This is a genomic window from Kitasatospora sp. NPDC053057, assembly GCF_044546945.1.
In the GTDB taxonomy this organism is placed as follows: domain Bacteria; phylum Actinomycetota; class Actinomycetes; order Streptomycetales; family Streptomycetaceae; genus Kitasatospora.
Genome location: NZ_JBITZP010000017.1, coordinates 14,054 through 29,986, shown reverse-complemented (window position 1 = coordinate 29,986; position 15,933 = coordinate 14,054). Strand labels below are relative to the sequence as shown.

Sequence of the window (15,933 nt, the reverse complement as noted above, 5' to 3'; positions counted from 1 at the left end):
GGAGGCAACCGCTGGGGGACCCGGCTCCGGTCCGGTGTCGGCCCGGTCGTAGCCTGAGCATCGCAAGCTCTTTGGCTCAACTTCCAGGGGGAAAAGATGCGTTGGCGTTCCTTGGCGACCGCCGCCCTGCTCGCCGCGGTCAGCGCGACGGGGCTGGCCGTGCCCGCCGCGAGCGCGGCCGAACCGGGGGCGCTGGTCCCCGCGGCGGACCGCGAGATCCAGTTCACGGCGGACGGCACCACCGCCTACGGCACCCTGCACGTCCCCTCCCACCGGGCCGGGCACCGGCTGCCCGCCGCCCTGCTGCTGCCCGGCAGCGGCCCGACCGACCGCAACGGCGACGAACCGCCCGCGCTCACCCCGGGGACCTTGGCGGCGGTCGCCGACACCCTCGGCGGCGACGGCATGATGACGCTGCGCTTCGACAAGTACTTCACCGGCCGTACCGGCGCCGGCGCCTACCAGGGCGACCCCGGCCGGCTCGACCTGGCCGCCTTCACCCGCCAGGCCGCCGCGGCCTACACCACCCTGCGGGACCAGCCGGAGGCCGACCGGCACGCGATGCTGGTGGTCGGCCACAGCGAGGGCGGGCTGCAGGCCCTGCTCGTCGCCCGTACGGTCCGGCCCGCGCCGGCCGGCCTCGCGCTGCTGGCCCCGCAGGACGAGCGGCTGCTGGACATCCTGGCCGCCCAGCTCGACGGTCAGCTCGACCAGGCGGTCGCGGCCGGGCAGGTCACCGAGGAGGCGGCCCGGGCGAACAAGACGGCCCTGGCCGCCGCCGTCGCGGGCTTCCGGGCCGGCCGCCCCGTCGACACGAGTACCCTGCTGCCGCCGCTCGCCGAGCTGCTGAACGCGCTGTTCGGCCCGAACAACGCCCGGTTCGTCCGCAGCGACGACGCGGTCTATCCGCCGGACGTCGCCCGGGAGGTCCGCCCCGGCACCCGGGTGACCGTCACCTGCGGCACCGCCGACGCCAACGTGCCCTGCGCGACCGTGCCGCCGCTGCTCGGCGCCCTGGCCCGGGCGCACACCGGCGGCCCGGGCCTGCGCACCCTGGACGGCGTGGACCACTTCCTGCACCCGGCCGGCACGCCGGTCAACGAGCACGCGCTCGCCCCGGCCGCGGTGGCGGCGCTGAACGAGTTCGCCCGCTCCTGGAAGCAGTAGCCGAAGAACCGCGAACCCCGCGCACCGGACGGTCCGGTGCGCGGGGTTCCCCGGTCTGGCCGGGCGTCAGCTCGGGCGGCTGGCGGACAGCAGGGAGTGCAGCAGCGGCAGCAGCTCCTCGGGGTCGGCCGCCGCGAGCTCCTCGAACGCCCCGCTGGAGCGGGCCAGGACGACGCCGGCGAAGGCGGCCACCGCCAGCTCGGCCCGCAGCCGGGGCCGGTCCACCTGCTCGGCCACGAAGCGGTCGTGCAGCGGTCGGACCATCCGCTCGTGGAGGTAGGCGCGGGCGGCCTGCTGCACCTCGGTGTTGTCCCCGGGCAGCACCGCGGCCTGGAAGGACGGGCCGGGGCCGCGCTGGGCGAGCCGCACCAGCAGGGTGCGCAGCCGCTCCTCCTCCAGCAGGTCGGCCGGCACCTCGTCGCCCAGTTCGACCTGGAGGGTGGCCAGGTAGAGCTGGGTCTTGCCGCCGAAGTAGCGGGCGATCAACGACGCGTCCACGCCGGCTCGTTCGCCGATCTCGCGGGTGGTGGTGCGGGCGAAGCCGCGCTCGGCGAAGAGTTCCACCGCCGCCCGGATCAGCAGTTCCCGGCTGCGGGCGGCGTCCCGGCGCCGGGGCGCCGCGGGATCCGTGCAGGTGTCCTCCCCGGCGGCGGACCCGTCGGCCGCGGCGGCCGCGGCGATCACCGGTCGGCCCCCGCCCGCACCACGGGTGCCTCGCTCTCGCCGGCCACGCCGTCGGCGATGCTCTCTTCCACCATCAGCTCCTCGTCGACCCGCGCGCCCTTCCGGGCGGCGGCCGCGGCACTGAACCGCGGCAGGACGATCGTAATCAGACCGACCGCCACCCACACCGCGCAGGAGATCAGCGCCGCGTCCCGGTAGCCGCTGTCGGTGGGCAGCAGCCGCCCCGGGGCGGTGTGCGCCTGGAGGACGGCGCCGCACAGGGCGCTGCCGGCGGAGTAACCGATGGTGCGCAGCAGCTGGTTGAAGCTGACCGCGCTGCCGACCTCGGTCGCGGGCACCGCGGCGACGATCAGCCCGGGCATCACGGCGAAGGTGCAGCCGACGCCGAGCCCGGCGATGCCCATCACCACCAGGTGCCCCCACAGGTGGTCGCGGGCGAACAGGAAGAACAGCACCGAGCCCAGCGAGATGAGGCAGCCGATCGGCAGGACCAGGGCGGAGGAGGTGCGCCGGGTGAGGACCGGGACCATCTTGCTGGACAGCAGGCTGGCTCCCGAGAAGGGCAGCAGCACCAGACCGGCGACCACGACGGAGGCGCCCAGGCCGTAGCCGGTGCTGGTCGGGGTCTGGACGAAGCGGATGACCAGGGAGATCAGCAGGTACATCCCGACGCCCGCGACCAGGCCGGCCACGTCGGCGGTCAGCACGACGGGGTTCTTGAGGCTGCGCAGGTCGATCAGCGGGTGTGCGGTGCGCAGCTCGTGCCGGACCCAGCCGGCGAGCAGCAGCAGCGAGACGGCCGCCACGGTCCACAGCCGCCCGCCGGCCCAGCCCCAGCTCTCGCCCTCGCTGAGCACCAGCAGCAGGCCGACCAGGGCGAGGCTCAGCAGTACGGTGCCGAGTACGTCCAGTGGGCGCCGTTCGCGGTTCTCGGCCTTGGGCAGCACCAGGGCGGCCAGCACCAGCGCCAGGGCGCTGATCACGGCGCCGAACCAGAAGCCGGCGTGGAGGCCGAAGGACTGGGAGATCAGGCCGGTGATCGGGTAGCCCAGGCCGACGCCGGCCACGGTGGTGATGGAGAGCAGTGCGACCGCGGAGCGGGAGGCGGCGGCCGGCAGCGCGTCCCGCGCGGTGGCGATGGCCAGTGGGGTGAGGCCCACCCCGATGCCCTGCAGTGCCCGGCCGGCGATCAGCCACCAGAAGCCGAGCGGCAGTGCGGCCAGCACGCTGCCGAGCACCACCACGGCGGCGGCCGCCAGGGTGACCGTACGGCGGTCGGGCCCGTCGCCGAGCCGGCCCAGCACCGGGGTGGCGACCGATCCGACCAGCATGGTGATGGTCAGCGACCACTGGGCCTCGGCGAGCGAGACGTGGTCGACGGTGGCGATGGTCGGGATCATCGGCGCGCCGAGACTGCTGATCACCGCCACCACGGCGCTGAGGAAGATCAGGACGGGCACCAGGGCCCGCTCACGTCGCGTCGACAGGCCCGTTCGGGTCTCCATGGACGCGCCCCCTTGTCACAGATCGAAGTCCGAACCGGGGAGCGGAAGGCCGACCCCCGGGCATCCCGGGGCACAACGGGCCGAGGGATGTCATCAGCCGATGTCATCGGTTGATGTCTTCAGATGATGACATGCCGGGGCGGCCCGGCAGAAGCCGGGTCGGCCATGGAATTTTTCGAGGTGCTGGAGGGTTCGAGGCCCGAAGGCCGGCGGTCGCGGTAAGCGCCCCGGAGCCGACTCTGGGCCGCGCCCCGCCGGGCCCGACGGCAGAACAGCACCGAACGCCCAACTCGCCCCGTACGTATTCCATTTCGTGACCGAAGCGGGGGAACCGCGTCGGCCCGCACGGTGCTCTACTGGTGCGCGCCGAGTTCACCGCCGGTCCCGCAGGACGCCGCGCGCCCGGGCTCGGCGCACATCGGACGTGCCGGGCTCAGCGTCCGGCGCAGAGGGGGCGATGAAGTGGACGACCGGGCGACCGCATTCGACCGGATGATGAACCCGTGGGCCTACGACACGGACGGCAACCTCACCGCGCAGGCCCGGGCCCAGGAGCAGGCCCGCGGCGGCGCCCCGGCCGCTACGCGACTCAACTCCGCGGACGGACCCGGCGGACCGGGCGGTACCGGCTTCACCGCCGACACCGACGCGCTGAACACGGCGGCGAGCAACTCCGACCAGATCCACGGCCGGCTGACCAGCGACGGCCGTGGCGCCGACGAGGCCACCACCAAGGTCGGCACCGCGCTGGCGAACTGGGCCACCGGCAAGGCGGCCACGACCGCCGCCGGCAACTGGGACCAGTGCATCGACGCGCTCGCGAAGTCGATCGGGGAGACCGCCCAGCTCCTGCGCACCAGCGCCACCAACTACCAGCAGCACGAGACTTCCGTGCGCCGCGACCTGGCCGTCTGAAGGGGGACCCGGACATGGTCGACTTCCACGATCTCAGTACCGCCGACCTCGGCGTCCTCGACGCCGCCGCGACCGCCTGGACCACCGTCGCGCAGAAGCTCAAGTCGATCGACGACGACTGGATGAGCACGGTGACCACCAAGGTCGACTCGGTCTGCTGGGACGGCACCGCGGCCGGCCTCGCGAGAGCCGGGCTGAAGCACACCAACGACCAGCTGCACGACGCCGCCACCGAGGCGAACGCGCTCGCCTCCGTCTTCAAGGAGGCGGCGAAGGACTTCAAGGCGGCCAGGACCAAACTGGACAAGGCCGTCGCGGACGCCCGGGCCGCCCAACTGACCGTCAGCGACTCCGGCGTGGTGAGCTGGCCGCCGGCGGACACGGCCACCCGCCACGACCCGGAGATGCACCTGCGCTACCAGCAGGAGTGGGGCGCCAAGGCCGATGCCGCCAGCGCGGCGATGAGCGCCGCCGTCGCCGAGGCCACCGCCGCCGACGAGCGGATGGCCGCCGCCCTGACCTCCGACGCGGGCACCGGCGCGGACCACGCGTTCAACGGCAAGGCGATCGGCGGCCCCGAGACGGACGGAGCGCGCGCCGCCGCCCTCATGCAGAAGGGCGGTGACATCAGCGACACCGAACTCACCGAACTGAACACCCTGTTGGCCCTGAACTCGGCCGACCCGGCGTTCAGCACGAAGTTCTACCAGGACCTCACCCCGGACGGGCTGATCAAGTCCTGGTACTTCATGGTCGGCGACCGGGCTCACATCATGGGAACGAGCGACGCCCGCTGGGCGGCGTACAAGGAACTGCAGAAGAACCTTGGGCTCAGCCTGGCCACCGCCACCCGCCAGGACAGCCAGCCGCACCTGTCCGACGACTGGGCCGCACAGCTGCGCCGGGCCGGTGCCCAACCGGTCTGGTACGGCAAGGGCACTCCGCACGGCCCGGAGCCGGTGTTCCTCGGCTACCAGGTGCTCGCCCCGATCCTGGAGACCGGCCAGTACGACGCCCACTTCCTCGACCCGATCGCCGAGCACATCACCCAGATGGACGCCCACCAGCACAACGGGCACTGGCCGGCGCCGATCCCGGACGGGCTGCGGCGCGGCTTCAACCTGCTCGGCGACCCCAAGGACGGCGCGGGCTACCAGCCGACCACCGCGATCCTGACCGCGCTCGGGCACAGCCCCGAGGCGTCCACCGAGTTCTTCACCCACCCGCCGACCGCCTACAAGCTCGACGACGGGACCGTCCTCCCCGGCGGCCAGGCCAAGCCGGCCGACTACCTCAACTACTACGTCCACGACAAGGAGTGGAGTTCGGACACCCTCGACAAGGACGCCTGGGGCCACCCGAGCAAGGCGGGCCCGGCCGCCCTCGGCCACGCCCTGGAGGCCGCCACCTCCGGCCACCCGTTCGACCAGCCGGGCTGGCGGGCGGCGGACGGCACGCCGCTCACGCACGACGCCGCCCAGGCCGGACTGATGAAGCGGGTGGTGGACACCTTCGGCAGCACCCACGGCGACGGCGGGGTGCTGGACGACCTCAAGGGCGACGGCAAGCTCTCGTCGATGCGGGTGAGCCTGGGCAACATGACCGCCGACTACATCGGCGACGTCCAGCAAACCGTCGCCAAGGCCCCCGGACTGCCCGTCAAGGGGACGGCGGCCGGACTCGACGGAGGCCACACGGTCAGGCTCCTGGACGCCCTCGGGCGCGACCCGGACTCCTACGCCGTGGTGGCCAACGCCAACCAGGCCTACACCACCGCCCTCATCCAGGGGCACGTGGCCGGCGGGGGAGTGGCCGACTGGCAGTTGAGCGATGACGTCAAGCACGCCGCCCACTCCGGCGGGGCGGTCACCGGTGTCATCAGTGAGGCTCGGATCGACCAGGTGCACAACCAGCACGCCGCCTCCGACAAGGCGTACAACGACGCCGTCGACCGGAACGGCGGCCTGATCAAGGACGTGGTCAACGGCACGCTCCACCTGGTGCCGGAGAGCGTGCCGCTGGCCGACAAACTCCCGGGCGTGGCCGACGCGATCACCGACAGCGTGATCAAGGCCAACAAGATCGACACCACCGAGGTCGGTCGGGACGAGGCCAGTGCCTACCAGGACCAGACCGTGAGCAAGGCGACGAGCGGCGCCAGGCAGGCGGTCGCCGACGCGGGCCGCGCCGCCGGCCTCAGCCCGGACAAGGTCCAGACGCTCGGCAACACCGCCGCGGACGGCGCGAGCGACGGCTACACGTTCGGTCTCTCCAGGGAGCTCTCCGTCCTCGCGAAGGGCAGCGACCAGTGAGCCCCGGGCGATGACAGGCCGGCCGGCGGGCCGTCCAGCGTCGCGCTGACGGCTCGCCGGGCGGCAGGCCGTCAGCGCGGGGGCAGCAGCGACTCCCACACGTCCCGCTCGGCCGTGGCCGACCAGACCACGTCGCCGTGGCCGTAGCCCGGCACCACCCGGTAGTCGACCCGTGCGCCGCCCCGGCGGACGAGGCGGGCGCCGAGGTCGTGGTCCCCGCGGCCGTACTCGGCGTTCACCCCCAGTTTCCCGACGACGTCCGTGTCCACCGTTGCCCCTCCCGTGTCGCGCCGCTCGTGACGGCGAACAGTCTGACGCATGGCCGCGGTCGGCCCCGGGGCCGGTACCCGCGCGCCTGCCGCCGGCTCCGGGCCGGTCAGACGGTGGCGCTGATGGCGGCGACGAGGTCGTCGTCGGTGAGGCCGATGTCGGGTGAACCGCTCGCCCCCACCCCCGTGAGGGGCGAGCGGAGATCACGAGGGCTGCCGCAACTCGGCTCAGAGGCCCAGGAGTTCGGCGAAGGTACCGCCGAGGACGCGGTCGCGCAGTTCGCCGGGCGCGGTGACGCGCTCGACGAACGCGCGGGTCAGGACCGGATCCCCGTACGGGGCGTCCGAGCCGAAGATCGTCCGGTCGGGCACCTCCTGGATGGCCAGGCGGAGCGCGAACACCACGTTCGTGGTGGACAGTTCCAGGTAGAGGTTCGGGGTCTCCTTGGCCAGCTCGATGGCCGTCAGCCAGTTGAGGCCGCCCAACTGGCTGATCACGAGCGGGACGCTCGGGTGGCGGCGGGCGAGGTCGGCCAGCGTCGCCAGGTCGCCGGCGGTGGTCGGCGCGAACCCGTGCACCACGACCGGCAGTCCGCCGTGGTCGGCCGAGGCGCGCAGGACGGGCTCGATCAGGCCCGCGCCGTCCGGCGGCGGCGTCAGCTCACCGATGCCCCGGAAGCCCCGGGCGACCACGTCCCGTTCCACCTCCGCGGCGATCTGCCCGGCCGGCACGTCCAGCCGCACCTTGCCGAAGCCGATGAACCGGTCCGGATGCGCCGCGCAGGCCGCCGCCAGCTCCCGCACCGCCGCCTCGTGCGCCTCGGCACCCGCGGACTGCCCGCTGATCGTCGCGTGCAGCACGCTCATCTCCCGCTTGAACGAGGCCAGATCGACGGCCCGCTCCGGGTGCGGCCGGGTGCCGAAGAGCACCGCGCGGTCGACCCCGGCCTCGTCGAGCAGTGCGAGGTGGCTGTCCAGCGGGTCGTGGACATGGCTGTGCGCGTCGATGATCAACGGTTTCTCCTGGTCAGTGCCGTCCTTCGGGGCGACCTCCCGTCGCCGTGCCCTAGTCTGCAACCCTGACACCGTGACAAGGTCAAACCGAACGGGGAGCGAACGACCATGCGGATCGGGCAACTGTCCCAACGCACCGGCACCAGCGAACGCCTGATCCGGTACTACGAATCAGCCGGCCTGCTCAGCTCGACCCGGCTGCCCAACGGCTACCGCGACTACGAGCCCTCCGCCGAGCAGACCGTCCGCCAGATCCGCGCCCTGCTCGCCGCGGGCCTGCCCACCCGGCTGATCGGCCAGATCCTGCCGTGCGGCCAGCCGGACGGCCCGCTGCTCGCCTGCCCCGGCGTGCTCACCAAGCTGCGCACCCAACTCGCCGAACTCGACCGCCGCGCCGAGGAGTTGGACCAGGCCCGGGATACCCTGCGACGGGCCATCGCGGCCACCGAGGAAGCGGGCCTGCCCGCGCTCTAGGGTTTCGGCCGAGTGCCGCCCCACCATTTCGACGGCGTCCATGGCCACCGGACAGCGTGCCGAACGGCCATCCTCGGCCGCGAGGTAGCGTTGAGTAGAGATGGCATGTACGCTGCGTGTCGCTGGTTGAACAATCAGCGGGCCTGGCCGCTACTCCGTGGGGGGAGTCACGCCCAGGCCCGGTCGCCGGCCGGGGCCCGGTCGCACTCGTGGGGGAGTTGCGGTCGGGCCCGTCGCCGGTTGCACGTTGTATGCCCACCCGGTCGCCCCTTCAGACATGACGACTGTCCAGCGGGAGGGCGATTCCAGGCGCGTCCGTCCAGAAGTCCAGGCGGGCGGCGGCCGCTCAGAACCGCAGGTCCATCCGCTGCTCGACCGTGTCGAGCCCGAACTTGTGCGCCGGGCGGGAGACGGTGAGCTCGAAACCGGCCTGCGCGTACAGGTGGTGGGCGGCGTCGAGGCCGGTGACCGTCCAGAGCAGCACGCCTTCGTACGAGCGGGCGCGGGCCTCGTCGAGGGCGATCTCCAGCAGTCGCCGGCCCAGCCCCCGGCCCCGGGCGACCGGGTCGAGGACCACCCACCGCAGCTGGCCCCAGTTCGGACGCTCCTCGGCCCGGACGAGCCCGGCGGCGCCGACCACCCGGCCGTCGAGCTCGGCGACCCACAGCCGGCCGGGCGCCGAGCTGCCCTCGACGACGCGGGCCAGGACCAACTCGGCCATGCCCGCGGCGACATAGGCCTCCATGGTCGCGTCCATGCCGTACTCGCGGGTGTAGAGGATGCCGTGCAGGGCGGCGACGGCGCCGAGGTCCCCGGGCCGGTCGGCCTCGCGGACGGTCACTATTCCGGGTGCGGTGGTGGCCATGGCGGCATCCCCTTCTACTGAAACACTCGTTTCAGTGGAACGATAGTCCACGTGTCCATCCCAGCCAACGTGCCGTCCCGCCCGTCGCCGCGCCGCCCCTCGATGCGGCGCGAGGACCTCCTCGCCGCGACCCTTCGCTACGTCGCCGAACACAACGTGTCCGACCTCTCGCTCCGCCCACTGGCGGCGGAGATCGGCTCCAGCCCCCGCGTGCTGCTCTACCTGTTCGGCTCGAAGGAAGGGCTGGTCCGCGAGGTACTGGCGGTCGGCCGGACCGAGCAACTCGCGTTGCTGGAACGCTCGGAGGCCGAGGGCGGCAGCGCCCGCGAGACTCTCGAACTGCTCTGGGAATGGCTGACGGACCCCTCACACCGGGGTGCGCTGCGACTGTTCTTCGAAGGGTACGTCCGCGCCTTCGACCGCAGTGAACCCTGGCGGGACTTCGGCACCGCCTCGCTGGAGGAGTGGCTGCCACCCCTGGGTCGGGTGCTGGAGGGCACCGGGGCGAACGCCACCGTGGTCCTCGCCGTCCTCCGCGGCCTGCTCCTGGACCTCCTCGCCGGCGAGGAGGACACCCATGCGGAGCGCATCCACACGGCCTGGCACGCCTTCCTCGACGCCACCCTCCGCTGAGGCCGGGACGGCTTCACCCCACCAGGGCCAGAGTTCTGTTGTGTTGAGTCTTGTCGGGTTCTGTTAGGTGCAATATCGTATGGCACCGCCGTCTCGTCGACGGCTGCTCCCCCTCGTGCGGTCGTCGCGCCCCCATGCGCAGTTCGAACGACGTCGCCGCGTCCGCACAGCCCGGTACAGATCGTCAGCACCGGTTCCATCCACCCGCGCCGCGGCCGGCACCCCTCGACGGCCCGGGCCCGGCGCACTCACCCACCCGGGAAGCCCCCACATGCGCAGAACGCCACACCGGCTCGTCGGCATACTCGCCGTCACCGTCCTCGCGGCCTCCGGCCTGAGCGCCGCGGCACTCGGCACCGCCACTCCGGCCGCCGCCCTCGGCAACGGCAACGCCCGGACCCCGCCCATGGGTTGGAACTCGTGGAACAGCATCGGTGCCTCCGTCACCGAGAGCCAGGTCAAGCAGACCATCGACTTCATGGCGGCCAACGGCCTGGTGCAGGCGGGATACGACACCGTCACCGTCGACGACGGCTGGTCGATGCGCCACCGCGATGGCCAGAGCGCGGACTTCGCCAAGACCGCAGACGGCGCCATGCAGCTCTACGACGCCAACGGCAATCCCGTCAGCGGCACCGACGGGGGCGGGAACGACACCACCAGCGGCCACCTGCTCCCCGGGCCCGACCAGTTCCCCGCGCAGACCGTCGACGGCAGGACCGTCAACGGCATCCAGTACCTGGCCTGGTACGCCCACAGCAAGGGCATGAAGTTCGGCCTCTACGCCACCGACACCTACACCACCTGCCAGGGCCACCCCGGCAGCCTCGGCCACGAGACCACCGACGCCGCCGACTTCGTCTCCTGGGGCGTCGACTTCGTCAAGTACGACGACTGCCCGTACGGTCCCACCATCCACGGCCCGGACGGCTACGCCTACTACCCGCAGGGCGAGGGCAAGGAGCTCACCCAGTCCATCTACGCCCGGAGCCAGACCTTCCAGCGCGCCCTGGACGCGGCGACCGCCGCCGCGGGCAAGCCCAAGATCACGCTGAGCCTGTCCGCGCAGCCCGCGCACACCGGCATCCCCTCCCTGCTCAGCGCTGGCGACCCGGCCCGGACCGATCCGCTGATCACCGCCGCCGGCACCCCGCCGCACCAGGCCCCCGGCTACTCGCCCACCGGAATCTGGTGCGGCCAGGTTGCCAACATGTGCCGGATCGGCGGCGACCGCGACAGCGAACTGGACGGCGTGCTCTACAACGGCCAGCTGCAGACCGCGCTGAAGTACCCGGGCAACGTCCACCCCGGCAGCTGGAACGACCTGGACATGATGTTCGCCGGCTGGCAGGACACCTACGGCGTCTGGGGTGTCACCGACACCTCCCAGGGCCACAAGCCCTTCACGGACGACGAGTCGCGCACCGAACTGTCCGTGCTCTCGATGATGGCGGCCCCGCTCATCTCCGGCGCCGACCTGCGCACCGCCGCCGACTCGCAGCACACCGCGAACGGTTACACCTGGTCCACCGGCATCAACTCCTCCGCACTCGCGCTCCTGAAGAACCGCGACATGATCGCCATAGATCAGGACGGCCTCGCCAAGCCCGCCACCCTGGTCGGCAACCCGCCCTCCTCCCCGGTCGCCCCGGTGGTCCTCAAGCGCCAACTTGCCAACGGGGACCTCGCCGTGGCGCTGATCAACCAGGACCCGAACAACTGGGCCGTGATCAGTGCCGGCTTCGCCGACCTCGGCCTGACCGGCCCGGGCTACGGCTACCGGGAACTGTGGACGGGCGCCACCGGCACCGCGACCGGCTCCATCGGCGGCAAGTGGATCCCCGCGCACGGCGTCGCGCTCTACCGCATCGCCGGCGCGAGCAGCGGCACGGGCGGTGGCACCGGGGCCGGCCAGCCGGGCGTAGTCGGCGACGGCAAGTACCACGCGCTCAGCGCCGGCGGCACCGGGGGCCAGGCGCTCGAAGTCCAGGGCGGCTGCTCCGCACCCGTCGGCGGCAACTCCGACATCAACGCCTACCAGAGCGGCAACGCCGCCCAGCAGTGGATGTTCACGCCCAACGCGGACGGCACCGTGACGATCAGTGACAACTGCGCCACCGCGGCCCAGACGCACACCGTGCTCGCCGGCGGCAACGGCGTCGGCAGCGCCTACCTGCTCAATGCCACGCCCGACAACCCCTGGCAGAAGTGGAAGGTCACCCAGAACGGCAGCGGCGCACTCACCGTCACCAACGTCGGCAACGGCCTGACGCTGGACGTCGCCGGAACGGCGGCCGCCTCCACGGGCATGACCAACCCAGCCAACGCCGCTGCGGCGGGGCAGAGTTGGACCGTGCTGTCCTGACCCGCCTTAGATGGCGGTGAGCAGGCCCGGCTCCTGCCCGTGCGGCGGGTCCGCAGCGGAGACCGCATCGTCAGACGAGCGATCTCCGAGTACAACCGCGGACCCGCCATCGACCGAACGGCGTCGGGTCTAACTCTGGGTGAAGCCCGTGAAGTCGGCCTCGCCGCTGGTGCCCGCGCTGTGCGAGGTGGTGAAGAGCCCGACGTCCTGGCGTGCGGCCGCTCCCGGGACGGTGGCCTGGCCGACCTTCGTCCAGGTGGTCCCGTCGGTGGAGCAGTAGCCGGTGTACGTCGAGCCGTCGCGCACCAGCTTCAGCCAGCTCGGATAGGCCGCCGAGCCCGAACCCTGGTTCGCCGGAGCGCTGTTGGAGTCCAGCTTGCCGTCGCCGTCGCTGTCCCACTGCAGCACGTAGCCCTTGCCGGGGGCCTCGGCCAGGACGAGGTACCCGGCCGAACGGCCCGGCTGGGTGATGTCGTTGCGAACCATGATCCCGGCCTTGGCCCAGTCGCTGGTCGGTGCCTGCGAGGTGAGCTTCACGACCGTGGTGGAGCCGTCGTGTTCGGCGCCCGGCTGGTAGACGGCGCTGTACTCGTCGACGTCGTAATAGAGGTCGGCACCCGCGCCGTCGATGGCGAGCGTCCCGTCCTGCGCGCCGAAGACGGCGGTGGTGTCGGTGAAGGTCCGGAACGGCGCCTGCACGGGCGCGGCCAGGACGACCGGCGCGGGCGCGGTGACGCTCTGCGGGCCGCCCGGCCCGTGCGCGGTGGCGGTGCCGGTGAGGGTGGCCCGGGTGATCGGCGTCGGCAGGTGCGCCGGGGCGGTCACGCGGAATGCGGCCTGGGCCCCGCCGCCGGGCGGCACATGCGCGATCCGGGTCCCCGACAGCGGCGTCACCGCCCAGCCGGCCGGTACGTCCAGTCCGAGCTCCACGTCGTTCGCGGACTGCGCGCCGTTGTTGGCGAAGGTCGTGGTGACGGTGGCCGAGCCTCCCGGGGTGAGGTCGGGCACCTTGGTGTCGAGGACGAGGTCCGGGTGCTGCCCGCCCGGGTGGTCGGTCGGGGTGACTCTGTACATCACGACGCCGTGGCCGGGCACGGTGGCGCTGACCGCGCCGGCGGTCTCGCCGGTGGTGTGCGCCCAAAGGTCCCGCAGGAGGTACCCCTTGGCCGTCGGCAGGCCGACCGCGGCCGCCGTGGTCGAGATCACCGCGGGCTGCGGGTTCTCGTTGAACAGGGTGACCGCGACCCCGCCGTCGGCGAGCGGCTTGGCCAGGACGTCCAGGCCGGCGGTCATGCTCACCGGCCGTCCCTGCTTGCCGGCCCGGTCCTGGTCGACGGAGATGACCTCGGTGTTGCCGTAGATCGCGAGGGTGTCGGCGCTCGCCTTGCGCAGGTCGGTGCCGGCGATCAGCGGGGCCGCCATCTCCGCCCAGAGCGAGAAGTGGGCGCGGTCCTCGGTCGCCGTCATGCCGTTGCCGACCTCCAGCATGTCCGGGTCGTTCCAGCCGCCCGGCCCCGCGGCGTCGGCGAGCTTGGCGTTGGCGTGGAAGATGTCCAGCATCCGGCCGAAGGAGGCGTTGATGTCCCCGGTGGTGCGCCAGAGTTGGCCGACCGTGCCGCCCCAGGTCCACACGCTGTCCTGGCCCCAGTTGCAGAGGCTGTAAACGATCGGGCGGCCGGTCTTCGCCAGCGCGTCGCCCATCGCGCGGTAGCGCTGCCGCGAGGGCACGCCCTGGTTGTAGCAGTTGTCGTACTTGAGGTAGTCGACGCCCCAGGAGGCGAAGGAGGCCGCGTCCTGCTGCTCGTGGCCGAGGCTGCCGGGGAAGCCCGCACAGGTCATCGTGCCGGCGCTCTCGTAGATGCCGAGCTTGAGGCCCTTGGTGTGGACGTAGGCGGCCACGCCGGTGATCCCGTGCGGGAACTTGACCGGGTCGGGGACGAGCCGGCCCGCGGAGTCGCGGGCCTTGGCCATCCAGCAGTCGTCGATGTTGACGTACTGGTAGCCCGCGGCCTGAAGGCCGGCCGAGGCCAGCTTGTCGGCGGTCTGCTCGACCAGTTGCTCGTCGACGTCGCAGCCGAAGGCGTTCCAGTCGTTCCAGCCCATCGGCGGGGTGGGGACCAGTGTGGCGCCGGCCGACTCGGCGGCCGCGGCGGGGGTGCTGGTGAGGGGGACGGCAGCGAGCGGCGCCGCTGCCAGCGAGGCCGCGACTAACGCGGCCCACGTCTTGCGCATCGTGTCTCCTGGGTCCGGTGGGTGGTGCGGACGGTGGTGCAGGAACTGGCACCCTGCGCAGGGCGGAGGAAAGCGAACCAAACCCAACAGAGATAGTCAATAGTCAACGCAATCAGACGGATATCAACGCACTTGGGAGGGTGCGAACCGGAGCGCGAACCGGGGCGCGAACCGGGCGCTCATCCGGTGGTCGAGCGCGGCCAGGCCGCCATGCCGACGGAGCCCACGGCGTCGACGGTCAGATCGACGCGGTGGGCTCCGGCGGTGCCGTGGGCGGGTCGCGGGTCAGCCGAGCGCGGCCTCCCGGAGCCGGGAGGCGGCCTGCTCCGGGCTCACGTCGGTGACGAAGGCGTCCATCCCCGATTCCACGCCGGCCAGGTACTTGAGCTTGCCCGGCGCCCGACGGACGGTGAACAGTTCGAGGTGGAGGGCGAGTTGCCCGCCGCCGGTGCGGGGAGCCTGGTGCCAGGCCGAGATGTACGGGGTCCGGTTGGGCGCCGCGCCGGGCTCGGCGGGGAACAGCGCGTCGAAGCGGCGCAGCAGGTCCAGGTAGAGGCCGGGGAACTCGGCGCGCTCGGGCTCGGTCAGCGCGGTGAGGTCGGCGACCCGGCGCTTGGGATAGAGGTGGACCTCGTACGGCCAGCGCGCGGCGAACGGCACGAAGGCGATCCAGTGCTCGCCCCGCAGGACCAGCCGCTCCGGGGTGTCCTGCTCGGCGGCGAGCAGGTCCTCGAACAGATTCCGGCCGGTGCGGGCCCGGTGCTCCTCGGCCCGGGCGATCATCCGGGCGGTGCGGGAGGGGACGAAGGGGAAGGCGTAGATCTGGCCGTGCGGGTGGGCTAGCGTGACGCCGATCTCCTCGCCGCGGTTCTCGAAGCAGTACACCTGCCGCACGCCGGGCAGGGCGGACAGCTCCGCCGTACGGTCGGTCCAGGCGTCCAGCACCAGGCGCGCCTTGGCCTCGTCCAGGTCCGCGAAGGAGGCGTCGTGGTCGGAGGTGAAGCAGACCACCTCGCAGCGGCCGTTGCCGGGCCGGAGGGTGTGCAGGGGCGCGTCCCGGGCCGCGACGTGCTCGGCCGACCCCGGGGCGAGCGAGGGGAAGCGGTTCTCGAACACCGCCACCTCGTAGTCGGCCGCCGGGATCTCGCTGAGCCGACCGTCCCGGGAGGGGCACAGCGGGCACTCGCCGGCCGGCGGGTGGTAGGTGCGCTGCTGGCGGTGGGCGGCCACCGTGACCCACTCGCCGAGCACCGGGTCGAGCCGGATCTCGGTCAGGCTCGCCGCGGGCTCCAGGGGGCGTTCGTCCCGGACGTCGCGAAGGGCTCCCGGCGCCTGGTCGAAGTAGACGAGTTCGCGGCCGTCGGCCAACTTGGTGGCGGTTCTGTGCACCGCTGTACTCCTTACGCGTTGGACGTCGCCCCGGCAGTTTTCAAGCTTCAACAGATTCAAACAAACACGATCGCTTGTCAACAAGCATTGTCGGTTGGTGCCGGTGTTT

Annotated in this window: 13 protein-coding genes; 6 read left to right on the top strand and 7 right to left on the bottom strand. The window is 72.5% G+C overall.

Annotation, left to right across the window (positions count from 1 at the left end; genetic code table 11):
• The first annotated feature begins 96 nt into the window (after window positions 1-96).
• Window positions 97-1,167: an alpha/beta hydrolase gene (locus tag ACIG5E_RS19240; RefSeq protein ID WP_396534729.1), complete on the top strand. Its 1,071-nt coding sequence runs from the start codon at window positions 97-99 to the stop codon at window positions 1,165-1,167.
• A 66-nt stretch (window positions 1,168-1,233) separates the two neighbouring features.
• On the opposite strand, the gene ACIG5E_RS19235 is transcribed toward ACIG5E_RS19240, so the two are convergent.
• Both ACIG5E_RS19235 and ACIG5E_RS19230 read right to left on the bottom strand, forming a co-directional pair.
• Complete coding sequence (locus tag ACIG5E_RS19235; protein ID WP_396534727.1) at window positions 1,234-1,851, bottom strand: TetR family transcriptional regulator; 618 nt, start codon at window positions 1,849-1,851, stop codon at window positions 1,234-1,236.
• Entirely contained in the window at window positions 1,848-3,356 is a 1,509-nt protein-coding gene (locus tag ACIG5E_RS19230; protein ID WP_396534725.1) for an MFS transporter, read from the bottom strand. Before ACIG5E_RS19230 ends, ACIG5E_RS19235 begins: the two co-directional genes overlap by 4 nt.
• A 462-nt stretch (window positions 3,357-3,818) precedes the next feature.
• Here ACIG5E_RS19230 and ACIG5E_RS19225 point away from each other — a divergent pair, with 462 nt between their 5' ends.
• The gene (locus ACIG5E_RS19225) at window positions 3,819-4,271 is read left to right on the top strand and encodes a hypothetical protein (RefSeq protein ID WP_396534723.1); all 453 of its coding nucleotides are present in this window, start codon (window positions 3,819-3,821) and stop codon (window positions 4,269-4,271) included.
• Window positions 4,272-4,285: 14 nt separating this feature from the next.
• The gene (locus tag ACIG5E_RS19220; RefSeq protein ID WP_396534721.1) at window positions 4,286-6,583 is read left to right on the top strand and encodes a hypothetical protein; all 2,298 of its coding nucleotides are present in this window, start codon (window positions 4,286-4,288) and stop codon (window positions 6,581-6,583) included.
• Window positions 6,584-6,654: 71 nt separating this feature from the next.
• Here the strand turns inward: ACIG5E_RS19220 and ACIG5E_RS19215 are convergent, their stop codons facing one another.
• Window positions 6,655-6,852 (bottom strand): hypothetical protein, encoded by a 198-nt coding sequence (locus ACIG5E_RS19215; protein ID WP_396534719.1) that lies wholly within the window; start codon window positions 6,850-6,852, stop codon window positions 6,655-6,657.
• 228 nt (window positions 6,853-7,080) lie between these two features.
• Window positions 7,081-7,866: an amidohydrolase family protein gene (locus ACIG5E_RS19210; RefSeq protein WP_396534717.1), complete on the bottom strand. Its 786-nt coding sequence runs from the start codon at window positions 7,864-7,866 to the stop codon at window positions 7,081-7,083.
• Between the two features lie 108 nt (window positions 7,867-7,974).
• Between ACIG5E_RS19210 and ACIG5E_RS19205 the strand changes: the two genes are divergently transcribed.
• Window positions 7,975-8,340, top strand: a complete 366-nt coding sequence (locus tag ACIG5E_RS19205; RefSeq protein WP_396534715.1) for a MerR family transcriptional regulator — start codon at window positions 7,975-7,977, stop codon at window positions 8,338-8,340.
• Between the two features lie 346 nt (window positions 8,341-8,686).
• On the opposite strand, the gene ACIG5E_RS19200 is transcribed toward ACIG5E_RS19205, so the two are convergent.
• Window positions 8,687-9,205: a GNAT family N-acetyltransferase gene (locus ACIG5E_RS19200; protein WP_396534713.1), complete on the bottom strand. Its 519-nt coding sequence runs from the start codon at window positions 9,203-9,205 to the stop codon at window positions 8,687-8,689.
• Window positions 9,206-9,256: 51 nt separating this feature from the next.
• On the opposite strand from ACIG5E_RS19200, the gene ACIG5E_RS19195 reads away from it, so the two are divergent.
• Together ACIG5E_RS19195 and ACIG5E_RS19190 are read left to right on the top strand one after the other, a co-directional pair.
• Entirely contained in the window at window positions 9,257-9,838 is a 582-nt protein-coding gene (locus ACIG5E_RS19195; protein WP_396534711.1) for a TetR/AcrR family transcriptional regulator, read from the top strand.
• 271 nt (window positions 9,839-10,109) lie between these two features.
• Window positions 10,110-12,203, top strand: coding sequence for an alpha-galactosidase (locus ACIG5E_RS19190; protein ID WP_396534709.1), 2,094 nt, complete (start codon window positions 10,110-10,112; stop codon window positions 12,201-12,203).
• A gap of 129 nt (window positions 12,204-12,332) precedes the next feature.
• On the opposite strand, the gene ACIG5E_RS19185 is transcribed toward ACIG5E_RS19190, so the two are convergent.
• Window positions 12,333-14,435 (bottom strand): NEW3 domain-containing protein, encoded by a 2,103-nt coding sequence (locus ACIG5E_RS19185; protein ID WP_396534707.1) that lies wholly within the window; start codon window positions 14,433-14,435, stop codon window positions 12,333-12,335.
• Between the two features lie 285 nt (window positions 14,436-14,720).
• Window positions 14,721-15,824, bottom strand: coding sequence for a galactose-1-phosphate uridylyltransferase (gene galT / locus ACIG5E_RS19180; RefSeq protein WP_396534705.1), 1,104 nt, complete (start codon window positions 15,822-15,824; stop codon window positions 14,721-14,723).
• Window positions 15,825-15,933 lie beyond the last annotated feature (109 nt).

Bases quoted from the DNA above. Each gene is read 5' to 3' on its own strand.
- ACIG5E_RS19220 (WP_396534721.1), top strand. From the start codon at position 4,286: ATGGTCGACTTCCACGATCTCAGTACCGCCGACCTCGGCGTCCTCGAC.
- ACIG5E_RS19185 (WP_396534707.1), bottom strand. From the start codon at position 14,435: ATGCGCAAGACGTGGGCCGCGTTAGTCGCGGCCTCGCTGGCAGCGGCG.
- ACIG5E_RS19190 (WP_396534709.1), top strand. From the start codon at position 10,110: ATGCGCAGAACGCCACACCGGCTCGTCGGCATACTCGCCGTCACCGTC.
- ACIG5E_RS19230 (WP_396534725.1), bottom strand. From the start codon at position 3,356: ATGGAGACCCGAACGGGCCTGTCGACGCGACGTGAGCGGGCCCTGGTG.
- ACIG5E_RS19205 (WP_396534715.1), top strand. From the start codon at position 7,975: ATGCGGATCGGGCAACTGTCCCAACGCACCGGCACCAGCGAACGCCTG.
- ACIG5E_RS19200 (WP_396534713.1), bottom strand. From the start codon at position 9,205: ATGGCCACCACCGCACCCGGAATAGTGACCGTCCGCGAGGCCGACCGG.
- ACIG5E_RS19240 (WP_396534729.1), top strand. From the start codon at position 97: ATGCGTTGGCGTTCCTTGGCGACCGCCGCCCTGCTCGCCGCGGTCAGC.